Origin of the sequence: Sorangium sp. So ce590 (genome assembly GCF_051521365.1) — a bacterium.
GTDB lineage: Bacteria > Myxococcota_A > Polyangia > Polyangiales > Polyangiaceae > Sorangium.
In genome coordinates, this window is sequence record NZ_CP150346.1 from 399,809 (window position 1) to 414,176 (window position 14,368).

7 protein-coding genes and 1 CRISPR repeat array (1 of these 8 only partly in view) are annotated in these 14,368 nt (G+C 70.9%); of the genes, 2 read left to right on the plus strand and 5 right to left on the minus strand.

Annotated features, from left to right (window positions below; genetic code table 11):
- Positions 1 to 56: 56 nt before the first annotated feature.
- The 4 genes from WMF28_RS01495 to cas7g are packed head-to-tail and all read right to left on the minus strand — an operon-like array spanning position 57 to position 6,934.
- Positions 57 to 995: a type I-G CRISPR-associated protein, Cas3-extension family gene (locus WMF28_RS01495; RefSeq protein WP_437600215.1), complete on the minus strand. Its 939-nt coding sequence runs from the start codon at positions 993 to 995 to the stop codon at positions 57 to 59.
- Complete coding sequence (gene cas3g / locus WMF28_RS01500) at positions 992 to 3,976, minus strand: type I-G CRISPR-associated helicase/endonuclease Cas3g (RefSeq protein ID WP_437600216.1); 2,985 nt, start codon at positions 3,974 to 3,976, stop codon at positions 992 to 994. Before cas3g ends, WMF28_RS01495 begins: the two co-directional genes overlap by 4 nt.
- Entirely contained in the window at positions 3,969 to 5,660 is a 1,692-nt protein-coding gene (csb2, locus tag WMF28_RS01505) for a type I-G CRISPR-associated protein Csb2 (protein WP_437600217.1), read from the minus strand. The genes cas3g and csb2 overlap by 8 nt, the downstream gene beginning before the upstream one ends.
- Positions 5,660 to 6,934, minus strand: coding sequence for a type I-G CRISPR-associated RAMP protein Csb1/Cas7g (gene cas7g, locus WMF28_RS01510; protein ID WP_437600218.1), 1,275 nt, complete (start codon positions 6,932 to 6,934; stop codon positions 5,660 to 5,662). The genes csb2 and cas7g overlap by 1 nt, the downstream gene beginning before the upstream one ends.
- 534 nt (positions 6,935 to 7,468) lie before the next feature.
- Between cas7g and cas4g/cas1g the strand changes: the two genes are divergently transcribed.
- Both cas4g/cas1g and WMF28_RS01520 read left to right on the plus strand, forming a co-directional pair.
- Entirely contained in the window at positions 7,469 to 9,484 is a 2,016-nt protein-coding gene (gene cas4g/cas1g, locus WMF28_RS01515; protein ID WP_437600220.1) for a CRISPR-associated endonuclease Cas4g/Cas1g, read from the plus strand.
- A gap of 54 nt (positions 9,485 to 9,538) precedes the next feature.
- Positions 9,539 to 9,829: a CRISPR-associated endonuclease Cas2 gene (locus WMF28_RS01520; RefSeq protein ID WP_437600221.1), complete on the plus strand. Its 291-nt coding sequence runs from the start codon at positions 9,539 to 9,541 to the stop codon at positions 9,827 to 9,829.
- A gap of 479 nt (positions 9,830 to 10,308) precedes the next feature.
- Here the strand turns inward: WMF28_RS01520 and WMF28_RS01525 are convergent, their stop codons facing one another.
- On the minus strand, positions 10,309 to 10,803 hold the full coding sequence (locus WMF28_RS01525; protein WP_437600222.1) for a helix-turn-helix domain-containing protein: 495 nt from the start codon (positions 10,801 to 10,803) through the stop codon (positions 10,309 to 10,311).
- A gap of 1,081 nt (positions 10,804 to 11,884) precedes the next feature.
- A CRISPR array of direct repeats spans positions 11,885 to 14,368; the repeat unit is 36 nt; unit sequence CTCTCCGCCGCTGAAAGGCGGCGGCCCCATTGAAGC (it continues 256 nt past the right edge of the window).

Here is a 14,368-nt window from a genome sequence, read left to right on the forward strand (position 1 = left end):
GGCCTCCAGCGAGGAGGATACGGCGGAGGGGGGAGGGGATGAAGGGGATCCTCGGATCAGCCCGCGCGCGCCGGGCGTGCCATGCGCGCCGGGGCGAAGCTCCCGTAGCCGCCCTGATCGCTCCGGCGAATCGCGGACTCGAACACGATAGCGATGCCGCGAGCGCGCAGGACGCGCGGATCGACCTCGAAAACCTCTGGCGATGTGAGGACGGAGCCGATAACCGAGCGCGGGAGCGGAACGGTCCAGATGGGCCAGCGGAACGTTCCCGTCTTCCACTCGCCGTTGCAGCCAGTCGTCATGATGCGGTCGCCGAGGGGGGCCACCCGGATGAACGGCAGGCCGCGGAATGCGAGCCAGTCCGCGCCGGGCACGCCGAGCTTCTTGTCCTTCGAGGGATCGCTCGCGCGCAGCGCATAGTCGCGCGCCGAGGTGTTGTCCCACTGGAGCACCGGGAGCGGTCGCTCGTAGCGCCACGGCCCGAACAGGGCCTCTTCCAGATCCTCGACGCGCACGCCCTGGAGGAGCTCGCTCACCATCGTGAGGAACTCTTGCTGGCCTGCGGTGAAGTGGAGCGCCGTCGGCTTCGTGTTGCCGTTGTTGTCCACCGCGACGTCGGTCGCGAATGCGGCGGCGAAGGCGACGCTTCGCCGCAGATCGTCGCTCACCAGGTCGCGCAGGTACTCCGCAAAGCGGCGCGGAGGAGGCTTGAGATCGTGCGCCGCGGCCCCATCACCGTCCTTGCGATAACGCAGCCGCTCGATCGCTGGCTCTCCCCGGAAGCTCTCCAGGTCCTGCACGAGCACATCGAGCAACGCGGCGCGATCCGGGCCGCCCACGATCGTCGCCTGGTACGTGCCGCCGGCGCGCCAGAGGAGCTTCGGCTCCGGCGTCCCGTCCTTCGTCCGGTCGGCGAGCGCGTTGAGCACCCCGAGCGCCGCCAGGAATGCCAGCGGGTTCTTGCCGTCAAGCCCGGTCAGCAGGAGCTCGCTCATCTCTCTTCCTTCGCCTGGATGTCGCCGCGCTGCTCTTCCTCGCTCCGCCGGTGATCCGCGAGCCGCAGGATCGCTTCGAGCCAGGCCAGGCCGAACCAGCCGTAGCGCTCCACGAGCCGCCAGAACCGCTCGGCGATGCCCGAGTCGAGCCGCGCGAGGCCGTGGTCGCTCGACACGCATGCGATCTTGCCGTCGGCATCCAAGGTGAGCTCGACAGGATCGGAATCCACGACGACCGGCGCGAACGGCCGGCACCAGCCGTGGTGCGAGGCCACGAGGTGCAGGACCAGATCGCGATCGGCGGCCTGGCCTAGCAGCGGGGCGCACGCCTCCGTCTCCAGGAGCGTGACGGACGAGAGCTCGTGACGGGCTCCCTCCGGATACCCGGATCGCTTGAACGCGTGGGCCCGCGCAGCGCGATCCGCAGAGACTAGCGCGCTCTTGGCAAGCGGCTCGGGCGCCACCGCCGCCCGTAGCTCGCTGCCCCCGTGGAGCATCCGCTGGAACCGCGGATCGACCTTCCCGGCGTCGTGCCAGCGTGCCGCCAGCGCGACGTCGCGCGAGACCTCGGGCGGGAGCCCGCACTGCTCGGCGAACCGCCTGGCCCAGGAGGCAACGCCCCCCAGGTGCTCGTGCAGCGTCACCTCGACGCCCGTGTACGACGCGCCGTCGTCCTCCGTCGTCACGCCGCCCGCCCCCTCGTCATGCGTGCGGAAGCGGCCGACGAGCGCGAAATAGCCAGCCTCGACCCGCGGCTCTCCATCCTCGCCCGCCAGCTCCATGCCGTCGAGCCGCACGAGGGCGGGACGCCTCCTGCCCTTCATCGCGAGCTCCTTGAGCACCCGGCCAAGCCACGATGTCGCGGCCGTCGCCGTGCTCATCTCCGAGAGCCACGCGTCGATCTCCGCGCGATCCTCGGCATCTGACCCATCGTCCACGACCGGGACGGGAATCTGCCGCAATGCAGCGTCCGTGACATCGGCATGCTGCCGCAGGACATCCGGGTGCAGCCGCAGCGTCGGGCGTCCCGTCTGCTGCCATCGAGCGCGATCGCCCAGGTCCGAGACGGGCTTCTGGGCCGAAGGATCCCAGGTGCCGTCGGCGACGCCTCCATACGTGCTCGGCACGACGAGCGTAGTGCCTGGGCGGAGCTTGCTGGGCTCGATCACCCGGCTCTCATCAGCCTGCCAGAGGAGCGCGAGCCGTCCATCGTGCGGTTTCCCGTCGTCCTCTCCCACCGCGCGTCCCTCGACGTCGGCGAGATCGGGTGCCGCGCCGCCCTGGAGCCACACCCGCACCGCATGAATCGGCATCGAGATCGCCTCGAGCCCGACCGGCGCGCACGCCTCCACGCGCTTCAATAGCGCCTCGCGCGCCTCCTCGTCTCTTTTCGCCAGCGCGAGCAGCGCTTCGGTCACGTCGGCGCGCCAGACGACTTGCACCTCGGGGGTCTGCTCCTGCTCGGTCCCGTGGAGCCACAGGGAAACATCGGGATCGACCTCCGGGCTCGGCCGCGTCTGCACCCATGCGTTGAGGTGCGCGGGGAGCATCACGGGCGCAGGCGCCTGCTGCGAGAGCAATGCATCGAGCCTTTCCCCCTCGGGCAGCGCCGTCGCCATCGCCTGGATGCCGAAATCGCGCGCTGCCTCACCGAGCCACGTCCACGTCTCGGCGAGCGCCCTGCCATAGATCGGATCGACGTGGTCCTTGGCGAGCGCGTCCGAGCGCACCAGCACCACGCCCCGCGCGTCCTCGATGGCGCCGATCCGGTTCAGGCGGCCGAAGCGCTGCCGGAGCGCGTCGAGCGAGGCGCACTCGGTCACGATCGCGTCGAGATCGAAGTCGGCACCCGCCTCGATACACTGGGTCGCGACGATGACCACCGGGTCCGCGGCTGCGTCGCGCGCGCGGCCCGTGCGCACGAGCGGGCCGAGCTGGGCGTCGAGATCGTCCCGATCGAGCGGACGCATGCGGCCCGTGACGAGGATGGGGGTGACGTTGCCCCCGGACCGCCTGCGGACCGCCTCGGCCGCCTCGCGCGCCGTGGCGACGCGGTTGACGATGACGCCGACGGCGCGCCCTGGCGCCACGAAACGGAGGGCGTGCTCGGCGAACGCGTCGGCGAACATCGCTCTCCTCGCGTCCTCCCCGCCGCTCACTTTCACTTCACCGAGCGCAATCGACTTCTTCGCCCGGAGCCGCTTCGCGAGCCGCTCGTCGCGATGATCGTCGTCGTTCAGCCTGAACACGCCCTCGCCGTCTGACACAGCGGACGTGCTGCCCGGCGTGGCCGACATTTCCACGGCCTGCCATCGGTCGGGCAGCTTGTGGCTCGCCCACGTACGGTACCGGCGCAGCGAGATCAGCGTGTCGCGGAACGGCCGCGACAGGTGCACCTCGTCGAGGAGCAGGAGCGCATCGTTGCCGAGCAATCCCGCGTGGATCGGGCGCATGGCGTCGCTCACGCCGTAGCCGCGGAAGAGCAGCCGCGAGCCGACCTGATCGACGGTCGAGACGGCCACGAGCGGCTGATCGGGCCTCCGCGCCCACGCGTCGTCGCGCGGCATGCCGCCGCGGAGCTGCGCCAGCGCGAGCGGCGCCTCGTCCCCCCGCAGGCCGGCGAGCGCCCGGAGCCGATCGGCCACGGCGCGGAGGACGCCTTCCCGCGCGCCGATCAGCGCCCCGGCGATCGTCTTCGCGCGCTCGAACGCCTGATCGACGACCGTCCTCCGATCCACGACCATGACGATGCGCCGGGGGGCCTTGCGCTCGGCCGGCGGCGACGCGGCGTCGAGCGCGAGGTGGAAGAGGGCGACGTCGATCGCCGCTGTCTTGCCCACCCCCGTGGGCAGATCGAGCAACGCCGGCCAGTGCCCCTCGCGCTTGACGTCGGCGAGCAGCCTCGCCTGCCACGGGAACGGCGCCGCGCCGTGGATCGCCTCGAAGTATGCGGCGAAGTCATGGGGCGAGAGCTCAGCCATTGCCCCTCAGCGGCCGGAAGAGGCCGAGGCCGAAGTAACGGCCGGCGCCGAGCAGGATGGGCCCCCTCACCGGCGCGTCGAACGCGAGCGTCGCGTGCACAAGCACGCGCTGCACGGAAGGCTTGCCCGTATGAAACGGCGGGAAGCGCCGGGCCTTCTCGGCGCCCGCGAGGGGCGCCGCAGGCAGGACCGTCACGCGCGACGGCCGCGGTAGCCCGATCCGCTCGCACGCGACGGCGAGCGTCGCCTCGGCCTCGGCGTAGGCGGCGGCCTCCTTCTGCGGATCGCGCGCGCCGAGATCGCCCGGGTTGCGATCGAGCGCGATCGGCGTGGCGCTGGCCCAGGATGCGGCCTCGGCGCACCAGGTCGCGGGCCTCAGCGTCGACAGGGACGCCTGCTCTTCGAGCCGTGCGAGGACGAGCTCGCCTGCCTTGCCGAGGTGGACAGGGACCGTCGGCGGCTCCTCGTCGCCACCGCGCCCTTGCCGCTCCCAGGCGTCCAGCGCGCGGTAGACGGCGAGCCGTTCGTCGCGCGTCGCGTCCCGCGGCAGGATGAGCGCGACGCCGAGGATCGCGCCGTCGGCGTGCTCGTTGCCGACGAACGGCAGCGGGACGTAGGCGAGGTGGGGGCGCTCGCTCGGCCCGCCGGACGCGCGGTGCCCCGAGAGGATCTCGGGCGCGCCGGGGCCGTACGCCGCCATCAGGGCCTTGCGCACCGTCCGCGCGACGTCGACGGCCCGGACCGAGGGGAGGCGCGGGCCGGCGACCCGGCGCAGGACGATCCACCCGTCGCCGAAGGAGGGGGCCGGCGCGCTCGCCTCGCCGGCGGCGCGAGGCCGGACGTAGCGCTGGAACGACGCTGGCATCACCCGTCCTGGCGTGTCGGCCTGGAGCTCGAAGGCCGCGCAGAGGGCCGCGAGCTGGCCCGGGCCGACGACGCGGAGCACCGCCTCGTCGCCGGCGCGCCCCGAGCCGACATCATCGGGGACCCAGGTCGCTTCGGGGCGGTCGTCGCGCACGCGGGCGGTCACGAGCGACGAGGAGTGCCCGAGCCGCGTCACGCGCGCGGCGAGCGCGTCGAGCGCCGCGCGCTGCTCGGCCGTGGGGGTCGCGCTCGGCCACGCGAAGACGATCCGCGGCGCGGCGGGCTCCATCTCGGCTGGCGCGCTCGACGGGAAGGTGCGCGGCTGCCGCATCCGGCGCTCGGGCAGGATCGACGCTGCCTTGGCCGGCCCCTCTTTCCCCTCCTTCCCGGCCGCGACCGGGGCGGTCGCCTTGCGCACGGCCTCCAGGAAGCGCGCCTCGGCCTTGACGAGCTTCTTCTCGGCGGCGGCGAGCGGCTTGCCGCCCTTCGGCGCTGCGGCGTCGAGCTCGGCGCGCGCCTCGCGCACGGCGAGCGCCTCGTCGTCGAGCGAGCCGACAACGCTCGTGTCGTTCACCGGCACGAACACGGTCACCACCTCCCGCGCGGCGGCTTCGGGGGCCGTGATCTCGGGCGGGCCTTGCCGTTCCAGCCACTCCAGCGCGGCGCGCTCGTCGGCGGCCGGGTCGAGCGCCTCGAAGTAAGCCGCGACGAGGGCCGAGAACAGCCGCGCCGGGTGCGGCGGCCACTCGGCCCGGCCGCGCTCGTCGGCGGCGGTCGCCACGTAGCGGCCGGTCAGCAGGGCGACCTCGATCGCGAGCATCAGCCGTCGTCCTCGGCCTCGCCGCTCGCCGCCAGCTCGCGGCTCTTCCGGATGAGGCCGGCGAGCTTCGGCGCCGGCGTGAGCGTGACGGGCTTCGGATCCCAGCCGAGGCCGAGCTGCCGCGCCTTCAGCTCGGCGCCCTTGAGCAGGGCCGCGGCCTCGGCGCGCGAGAGCGAGAAGCGCTCCGGCTCGCCGCCGTCGCGGCCGACGAGCTCGAAGACGAGGGGCTCTTTCGCGACGAGGGTCGATCGCGAGCGGAGATCGTAGCCCTGCTCGCGGTGGTAGACGACGGCGGCGAGGGCGAGCGCGGCGAGGGCGGTGCGCGCCGCCGTCTCGGCCGCGTCGCGCTGCTCGGCGGGCAGGCGCTCGCCGGAGCAGGCGGTCTGGAAGCGCAGGCGCCGGAGGGCGCCGAGCGAGAGCACGGCGGTCTGCACGGCGTGGCTCATCGTGACGCCGCCGGCCGCGGCGTCGATGCTCGGCGGGATGTTGCCGTGGTTGATGGCCGACGGAGAGCCCTTCTTGCCGTCGCCGCCGCTGCGCGAGAACTCGACGGGCTTGCCCTTGACGAGCTCGGCCTCCTTCGGATCGACGGTCCAGTCCTGGCTCGGGTCCTTGTGTTTGAACACCGGGCCTGCCTTCGTCTGGATGCCGGCGGGGTCGAGGCGACTCGCCGTCTTCACGCCGATCGCGATGTCGACGCCGACGATCTCGGAGACCAGGCAGCGCTGGAACTTGGCGCCGAGGCCGCCCTTCGGACCGGTGCTGTCCCACACGCCGAAGATCAGGGCTGTCGGGCAGTACTTGAACATGGCCGTCGCGTGGGTCGGGCGCGCGTCGGTCACCTCCTTGCCGATGGTCGTGTGGCGGAACGGGGTGCCGCCGAGGACGCTGTCGCGGAGGAGCGCGTCGGCGATGCGGTGCGGGGCCTGGAGCGCCGTGATCTGCTCGAGGTCTGCGAGCCCCTCCTCGTTCGAGAAGTCGACCTGCACGATCGGGAAGGGGAGCTCTCCGCGCCGGAATCCGTCGAGCAGCGCCTCCTCGAAGCGGTTGGCCTGAGAAGCGACCGAGTCGAGGAGCACCGTGGTCACCTCGCGCCCGTCGATGCGCCGCTGCTCGGTCGCGTACTTCGTGGTCGCGTTGCGCTCCTTCACGTAGGTTGGCGGGAAGACCTTGTCTCCGGGGCCGCCCGCGGGATCGAGGCGCGTGATCGTGCGGATCGCGGCGGCGCCGCCGGCGACGGCGTTCGCGAGGGTGTCGAGATCGAGAGAGCGCATCGGTCCTCCGTGGGCGGAACGTGAGCGGAAAACGGTAAAAAGCTCCAGGCTGCGCGGAGCGGGGGCGAGCTCATGCGGCAGAGCGCTGGCGTCGAGCGGCTGACGAGATGGTGCTTACCATCGCAGAGGAGAGGGCGAATGGGAAGGGGGGCGACGCCTTACTACGCAGCTTTGCGTAACCCATGCGAATTTACCTGATGAAGTGACGCGCGCATCCGAGCTCGGGCCGAGCTCGGCTTGCTTCGCCGAGACTCAGGCTGCCCGGGGCCGCCGTGGCCAGAGTCGAGCTGGGAGCGCACGGGAGTGGAGGTACGGGAGACGTGACGCGACCTATCGGCGGGTTTCAGGTCTTCCCACGGGACCGGGCTGCTCGCGCAGCGCGCCGTTGCCGGTGAGGAATCGCGTGAGAGGACGCCGTTGCTCGTGCCGGGCATTCCGTTGAGTTGCTCGGAATTTCCAGGCCAATTCATGGGTTCGAATGCTTGACTCTGCCTGACGCGAAGGCGTCTGATGGTGTCCAGAGGGGGTGCCACGATGGCGCGAGCTCCTGAGCGAGTCACGGACGAGTCGAGCGAGCCGCTGATCCGGGCGAAGCCGCTTCCGCGGAGGTTGCCTGTCGCGGGGACGCCGCCGGAGCTGGTGCCGGCGCGGATGATCAACGAGGTGCTTTACTGCGAGCGTCTGCTCTACCTGGAGTGGGCGCAGGGCGAGTTCGAGGACAACGTCTTCACGGTGGAGGGCCGGAGCGTGCACCGGCGCGCGGACGTCGCGGGCGGCGAGCTGCCGCCGCGGCCGGCAGGGGAGGCGCACGGCTCCGTCGGGGAGCAGGCGACGCCTGCGCCGGCCGCGGCGACGCCTGCGCCGGTGCAGCAGCGGCGCGCGCCGGGCAGGCGGGCCGACAGGGACGAGGAGGGCGACGAGCCCGCGCCGTACGAGGCGCGCAGCGTGTGGCTCTCGTCGGAGCGGCTCGGCATCACGGCGAAGATCGATGTGGTGGAGGGCGACGCGTCGGGGCGCCTGCTGCCGATCGAGTACAAGCGCGGCCGTGCGCCGGACGTGCCCGGCGGGGCTTACCTGCCGGAGCGCGCGCAGCTCTGTGCGCACGTGCTGCTCCTGCGCGAGCACGGGTATTCGTGCGACGAGGCGGCCGTCTATTTCGCGGCGTCGCGGCGTCGCGTCTCGATCGCGATCGACGAGGCGCTGATCGCCGCGACGCAGGCGGCCGCGGCGCGCGCGCGGGCGGTGACGACGGCCGCGGCCATCCCACCGCCGCTCGTCGACAGCCCGAAGTGCAACGGCTGCTCGCTGGTGGGGATCTGCTTGCCCGACGAGACCAACCTGCTGCGGCGTCTCGCCGGGGAGGATCTCGACGCGGCGGTGGAGCCAGAGAGTCCGCCTCTCGAGGCCGACGGGTCGGAGGAGCTGGAGGGCCCTCTGGAGGTGGATCCGTGGGGGATCGCCGGCGAGGCGCGTGCGGACGCGGGGCCTGGGGACGGCGACGAGGAGGGCGAGGCGGAGCTCAGGCGGCTCCATCCTGCGCGCGACGACAAGGTCCCGATGTACGTGCAGGAGCAGGGGGCGCGCATCGGGCTCGCGGGGGAGCGGCTCGTGATCTACAGCCGGACCGGGGGCCAGACGGAGGCGCGGCTCTCGAACACGTCGCAGGTCGCCCTGCTTGGCAACGTGCAGATCTCGACGCAGGCGATGCGGGCGCTGCTGGAGCGCGGGATACCGCTCTGTCTCATGACGTACGGCGGCTACTACATGGGTCGCGCGACGGGGCTCGAGTCGCGGAACGTGGAGCTCCGGGTCGCGCAGCACCGGGCGGCGGCGGACGAGGCGTTCTGCCTGTCGTTCGCGCGCGGGGTGGTGGTGTCGAAGATCAAGAACGCGAGGACGATGCTCCGGCGCAACCACGCGGCGCCCGAGGCGGCCGTCTTGTCGGAGCTCGATCAGCTCGCGCGCAGGGCCGCGGAGGCGGCGGCGCTGCCGTCGCTGCTCGGGATCGAGGGGACCGCGGCCCGGGTGTATTTCGGGGCGTTCGCCGGCATGTTGAAGGCCGGCGGCGAGGCGGGGGGCGAGTTCGATCTGGAGGGGCGCAATCGCCGGCCCCCGCGGGATCCGGTGAACGCCCTGCTGTCGTTTGCGTACGCGCTGCTCGCGAAGGAGCTCGCGACGACGCTGGGCACGGTCGGGCTGGATCCGCTGCTCGGGTTCTATCACCAGCCGCGCTTTGGCCGGCCGGCGCTGGCGCTGGATCTGATGGAGGAGTTCCGGCCGATCGTGGCGGACTCGGTGGTCGTCGCGGTCATCAACAACGGCGTGGTCGCGCCGGACGATTTCCAGCGCTTCGGGGGCGCGGTGGCGCTGCGGCCGGCGGGGCGCAAGAAGTTCCTCCTGGCCTACGAGCGGCGGATGGACCAGCTCGTGACGCACCCGGTGTTCGGATACCGGATCAGCTACCGCCGGGTGCTGGAGGTGCAGGCGCGGCTGCTCGCGCGGGTGCTGCTCGGCGAGGTCGGAGCGTACCCGTCGTTCCGGACGCGGTGAAGGCGAGGGAGAGAGCGGGAGACGGAGCGAGGGAGAGAGGGAGAGGAGGCCGGCGTGAGGCAAAGTTACGTCGTGAGCTATGACGTCTGCGATCCGAAGCGGCTGCGCAAGATCTTCAAGGCGATGCGGGGGTATGGGGACTGGCTGCAGCTCTCGGTGTGGCAGTGCGATCTGAGCCGGAGGGAGCTCGTGGAGCTGCGGCGCGATCTCGGGCAGATCATCGATTCGAAGGTGGATCAGGTGCTGATCATCGACATCGGTCCGGCGAACGGGCGCGGGCTGAGCGCCATCGCGTCGATCGGGAGGGCGTACGTCCCGTCGGAGCGGGTGGCGGTGGTCGTGTGAGGCGGTGAGCCGGCGCTGGGGGCGGCCAAGGCGCGCGCGAGGGTCGAAGGGAGGGCGGCGCCGAAGGCAGAGATCCGCCGGAGGCGAGCGAGGTATCTTCAGCTCGCTTCCGGATCCGCGAGCCATGCGCGAGGGCGTCTGCGGACAGCTCCAGCCGGACATCGTCCAGGCGAGAGAGGCCGAGGCGTTCGAACCGAGCGGCCAGCACAGGGTGCTCGGCCTCGGCGAGCGGCCGGCCGAGCTTCTTCTGGAACATCTCCGCCACGGCTCGGATCTGTCCCTCCTTGAGAGCCGCGGTATTACGTGGGTCGCACCGATGTCGTGCTGGAATCGTGATCGTGCTGGAATCGTGTTGCCAGCGCGGCTCGCCGGCGCTGCGTGCCCGCCCCGAGTCGCGCGGTGCTGCGACGGCGTGTGTTCGATGGATGAGGGGTTGTTACGAGGCAGGGAGAGGAGCGAACGCGACGCGCCCGCGCGGCTCAGCGCCCGCTGCGTCCGGCGGCCGGGGCGCGGGCAGGAGCGCCGGTGAGGAGCGCCGGGGTGCGGGGCAAGTACTCCAGCCGCACGTCGGTGAGCACCGAACGAGCTGGGCTCCGCCAGGGTGCGGACGAGCCGAGCGTCACGAGCGTCCGCCCGCTCCTCGAAATCCGCGGAGATCCCGCGACGTGCGGCTGGAGTCCTGGAGCGGGTGCGGTCCGGGGGCCGCGCCGCCGAAGTGATTCACGATCTGCTGGGCCATCTGCCGCAGGATCGGCCCGCCCGCGCTGCTTGATCTCGGGCAGCTTGAGCCCCTGCTCGCGGAGCTTCTGGATCGACAGGATCTGGAGCCGATGCTCGCGCAAGTACCGCGCCCCCGGTCCGGCGAACGGCGGCGGCACGAAGAGGTTCCGCTCGTACCCGTAGCGCATGGTGCGTTCGCTCACGCCAGCTTGCTCGGCGATCTCCCCGAGGGTGTACCCGTCGTTCCTCGGCATGGGCGGCCTCCTCGGACAGAGCTTCGCCTGGGAAAGCGGCAAGCTGCCATGAATCTTGACAGGATCGGGGCCGGGGCTGGCCGGAAATTGGACCTATTTGTGCAATTTTTCTCACTTGGGTCGAAGAAAATCGTCACGACCGTGAAGTTAAATTCTCCATCCAGCATATTCGAAGCCTCAAGCGTGAAGTTAACTTCTCCATCACGGATGTTCGAAGCCGTCTGCGCGAGGTTAAGCTCTCCATCCCGGATGTCCGAAGCCACCTGCGTGAGGTGAAGCTCTCGATCCAACATGCTTGGAGCCGGGGAGGCGGACAGTCCATGCGGAAGCACTGCGGGTGATAGAGACACCTGGGGTGGTTCCGGTGGCTATAGAAAAACCATTGAGAACGCCCTCCGCCGGCCCCGCGGACGGCAATGAGGACGAACGCCGGGACGAGGATGGCGAGCGCAGCGACGACTCCCATGGCGACCGCTGTCCGCACGCTCGTCTCCAGCCGCACATCGGTGAGCACCGAACGAGCTGGGCTCCACCCGTGTGCGAACGAGCGGAGCGTCCCGATGGCCGGCCCGCTCATCGAAATCCGCGGAGATCCCGCGACGTGCGGCTGGAGTACAAGGGCGCCGGCGGTCGGGGGGACGAAGCCCCGGCGCGGGCGGTGGGTCGCGGGGGTCGGCGGGCGGGAGCCCCGGGGCGGGCGGGGGTCGTCCCCGGCTCGGGAGGTGAGCGTTCCGAGGGGGATGAGGCGGGCAAGGTGGGGGATGAGTCGGGCGAGGTGGGGGGGGAGTCGGGCGAGGTGGGGCAAGGAGCGGCAAGGCGGCCGAGGAGAACGGAATGGCTGGGCGAGGAGAGGAGGGGGTGTGGTAGAAGAGGGCGCGGGAGCATCGGCTGCGAGCGGTGGAGTGACGCGAAAAACCCGGGGGGCGCTCGCAAGGCCGGCAGGTGTTTGAAAAGACGATGGATTTCGAGATGGCCGGGGGCGCTCGGGGCGGTCCCGGGCGGCCGGAGCGGGGGGTGGAACGGGGACCTCTCGCAAACCGGGTTGCAAGTGCGCGAAATATTAGGTAGGTCTGGGAGGCCTCTCTCCGCCGCTGAAAAGCGGCGGCCCCATTGAAGCCGACCGGAGGCGCCGCGCACCCATCGCGAGGCCCATCCTCTCCGCCGCTGAAAAGCGGCGGCCCCATTGAAGCCGCCCGAGGTCCGTTGCGAGGACCGCGTCCCCGCCGGTCTCTCCGCCGCTGAAAAGCGGCGGCCCCATTGAAGCATCTCCTCGCGTTCGCAGAGCGTGTTGCGCATCTTGACTCTCCGCCGCTGAAAAGCGGCGGCCCCATTGAAGCATAATGAGCGCGCCGAGCGAGCCACCGATCGCTTCGGCCTCTCCGCCGCTGAAAAGCGGCGGCCCCATTGAAGCCCATGATCAGAGTATGATCGATCCGCGGCGCTTGCGCTCTCCGCCGCTGAAAAGCGGCGGCCCCATTGAAGCGTCTCCGGGAAGTAATACTCATCGCGATACAGGAAGCTCTCCGCCGCTGAAAAGCGGCGGCCCCATTGAAGCAAGGCGTGGTCGAGCGCCCCGAAGCGCGCGATGTCCGCCCTCTCCGCCGCTGAAAAGCGGCGGCCCCATTGAAGCGCCGGGACCGACACGATCGCCATCGAGGTGCCAGATCTCTCCGCCGCTGAAAAGCGGCGGCCCCATTGAAGCAACACCCGGGTCAACGCGGTGCTCGGCTCCGACCTCACCTCTCCGCCGCTGAAAAGCGGCGGCCCCATTGAAGCTGAATGGACGCGCCTGCACGGCGTCGACATCGAGCGCCTCTCCGCCGCTGAAAAGCGGCGGCCCCATTGAAGCCTCATCGAGGGCCGGCTCGGCGACGCCGTAGAGCTCGCTCTCCGCCGCTGAAAAGCGGCGGCCCCATTGAAGCTCCTCGGTCACCTCCGGCCCTTCGTACACGTCGACCCACTCTCCGCCGCTGAAAAGCGGCGGCCCCATTGAAGCATGATCTGCGCGTTATCCATCGTGGCCTCCTTTGCCGCTCTCCGCCGCTGAAAAGCGGCGGCCCCATTGAAGCGCCGCTGGCATCGCCGGCCCCGTCGGTGACGCCTGGCCTCTCCGCCGCTGAAAAGCGGCGGCCCCATTGAAGCTAGGCCTGAACCAGCTCCATGTCGCGCGCGCGCAACCTCTCCGCCGCTGAAAAGCGGCGGCCCCATTGAAGCACCATGATCGTGAGGCCTCCGCCGCCGCCGGCCGCGCTCTCCGCCGCTGAAAAGCGGCGGCCCCATTGAAGCAAAGCGCATGGCTCAGCTCCTCACCGCGGGCTGGTCACTCTCCGCCGCTGAAAGGCGGCGGCCCCATTGAAGCGAGTTAGGGCATCACCTGCTGCTCGCCGCGCTCGGAAACCTCTCCGCCGCTGAAAGGCGGCGGCCCCATTGAAGCATGAAGCGCTCGACCCAGATCTCTTCCGGGAAGATGACCTCTCCGCCGCTGAAAGGCGGCGGCCCCATTGAAGCAACTGTCAACACCCGCTTTGCCTTCATTGTCTTACCTCTCCTCTCCGCCGCTGAAAGGCGGCGGCCCCATTGAAGCTGTGCGTCGCTGGGTGGCTCGACGGGGCACGCCCAGACTCTCCGCCGCTGAAAGGCGGCGGCCCCATTGAAGCGGCTGATCTGCGCGCTTCCGGTGTCTTTATGATCCGATGCTCTCCGCCGCTGAAAGGCGGCGGCCCCATTGAAGCATGGCCTTCTGGCTCGGCGAGCACCTGCCCGCGTTGCTCTCCGCCGCTGAAAGGCGGCGGCCCCATTGAAGCCGGCGGTCTCGCGGGGCGCCACGGGGCAAGGTCGCGAGCTCTCCGCCGCTGAAAGGCGGCGGCCCCATTGAAGCGGGTTGCCGCGCTGGAACCCCACGAGCACGATGGTCTCTCCGCCGCTGAAAGGCGGCGGCCCCATTGAAGCTCACCCGTCGGTGAGGTGCACCTGTAGCCGGCCGGGACTCTCCGCCGCTGAAAGGCGGCGGCCCCATTGAAGCTACGCTCGTTCCCGGGTCGGTGATCTCGGGCGAGGGCTCTCCGCCGCTGAAAGGCGGCGGCCCCATTGAAGCCGCGAACGGCGCGGCCACGTCTTGACCGCCTCGCGCACCTCTCCGCCGCTGAAAGGCGGCGGCCCCATTGAAGCATCCGCCCAATTAGTTCCGCTAGAGGAACCTCGCTGTACTCTCCGCCGCTGAAAGGCGGCGGCCCCATTGAAGCTTCACCTTGCTGCTCCTTGGCCCGTGTGCTCCGACCTCTCCGCCGCTGAAAGGCGGCGGCCCCATTGAAGCCGCTGTGAAACGCGAGCGCGTCACCGGGGCGACCGAAGCTCTCCGCCGCTGAAAGGCGGCGGCCCCATTGAAGCTACGCGCTCGGCGCATCGGCGGCGACGCTGGCGACGCACTCTCCGCCGCTGAAAGGCGGCGGCCCCATTGAAGCCTGGACTGGGGTCCTTCCAGCGGGGCGAGCCCGGGCTCTCCGCCGCTGAAAGGCGGCGGCCCCATTGAAGCGCCCAAGCCGAGGAGGCGAGCCTGGCCGCGGAC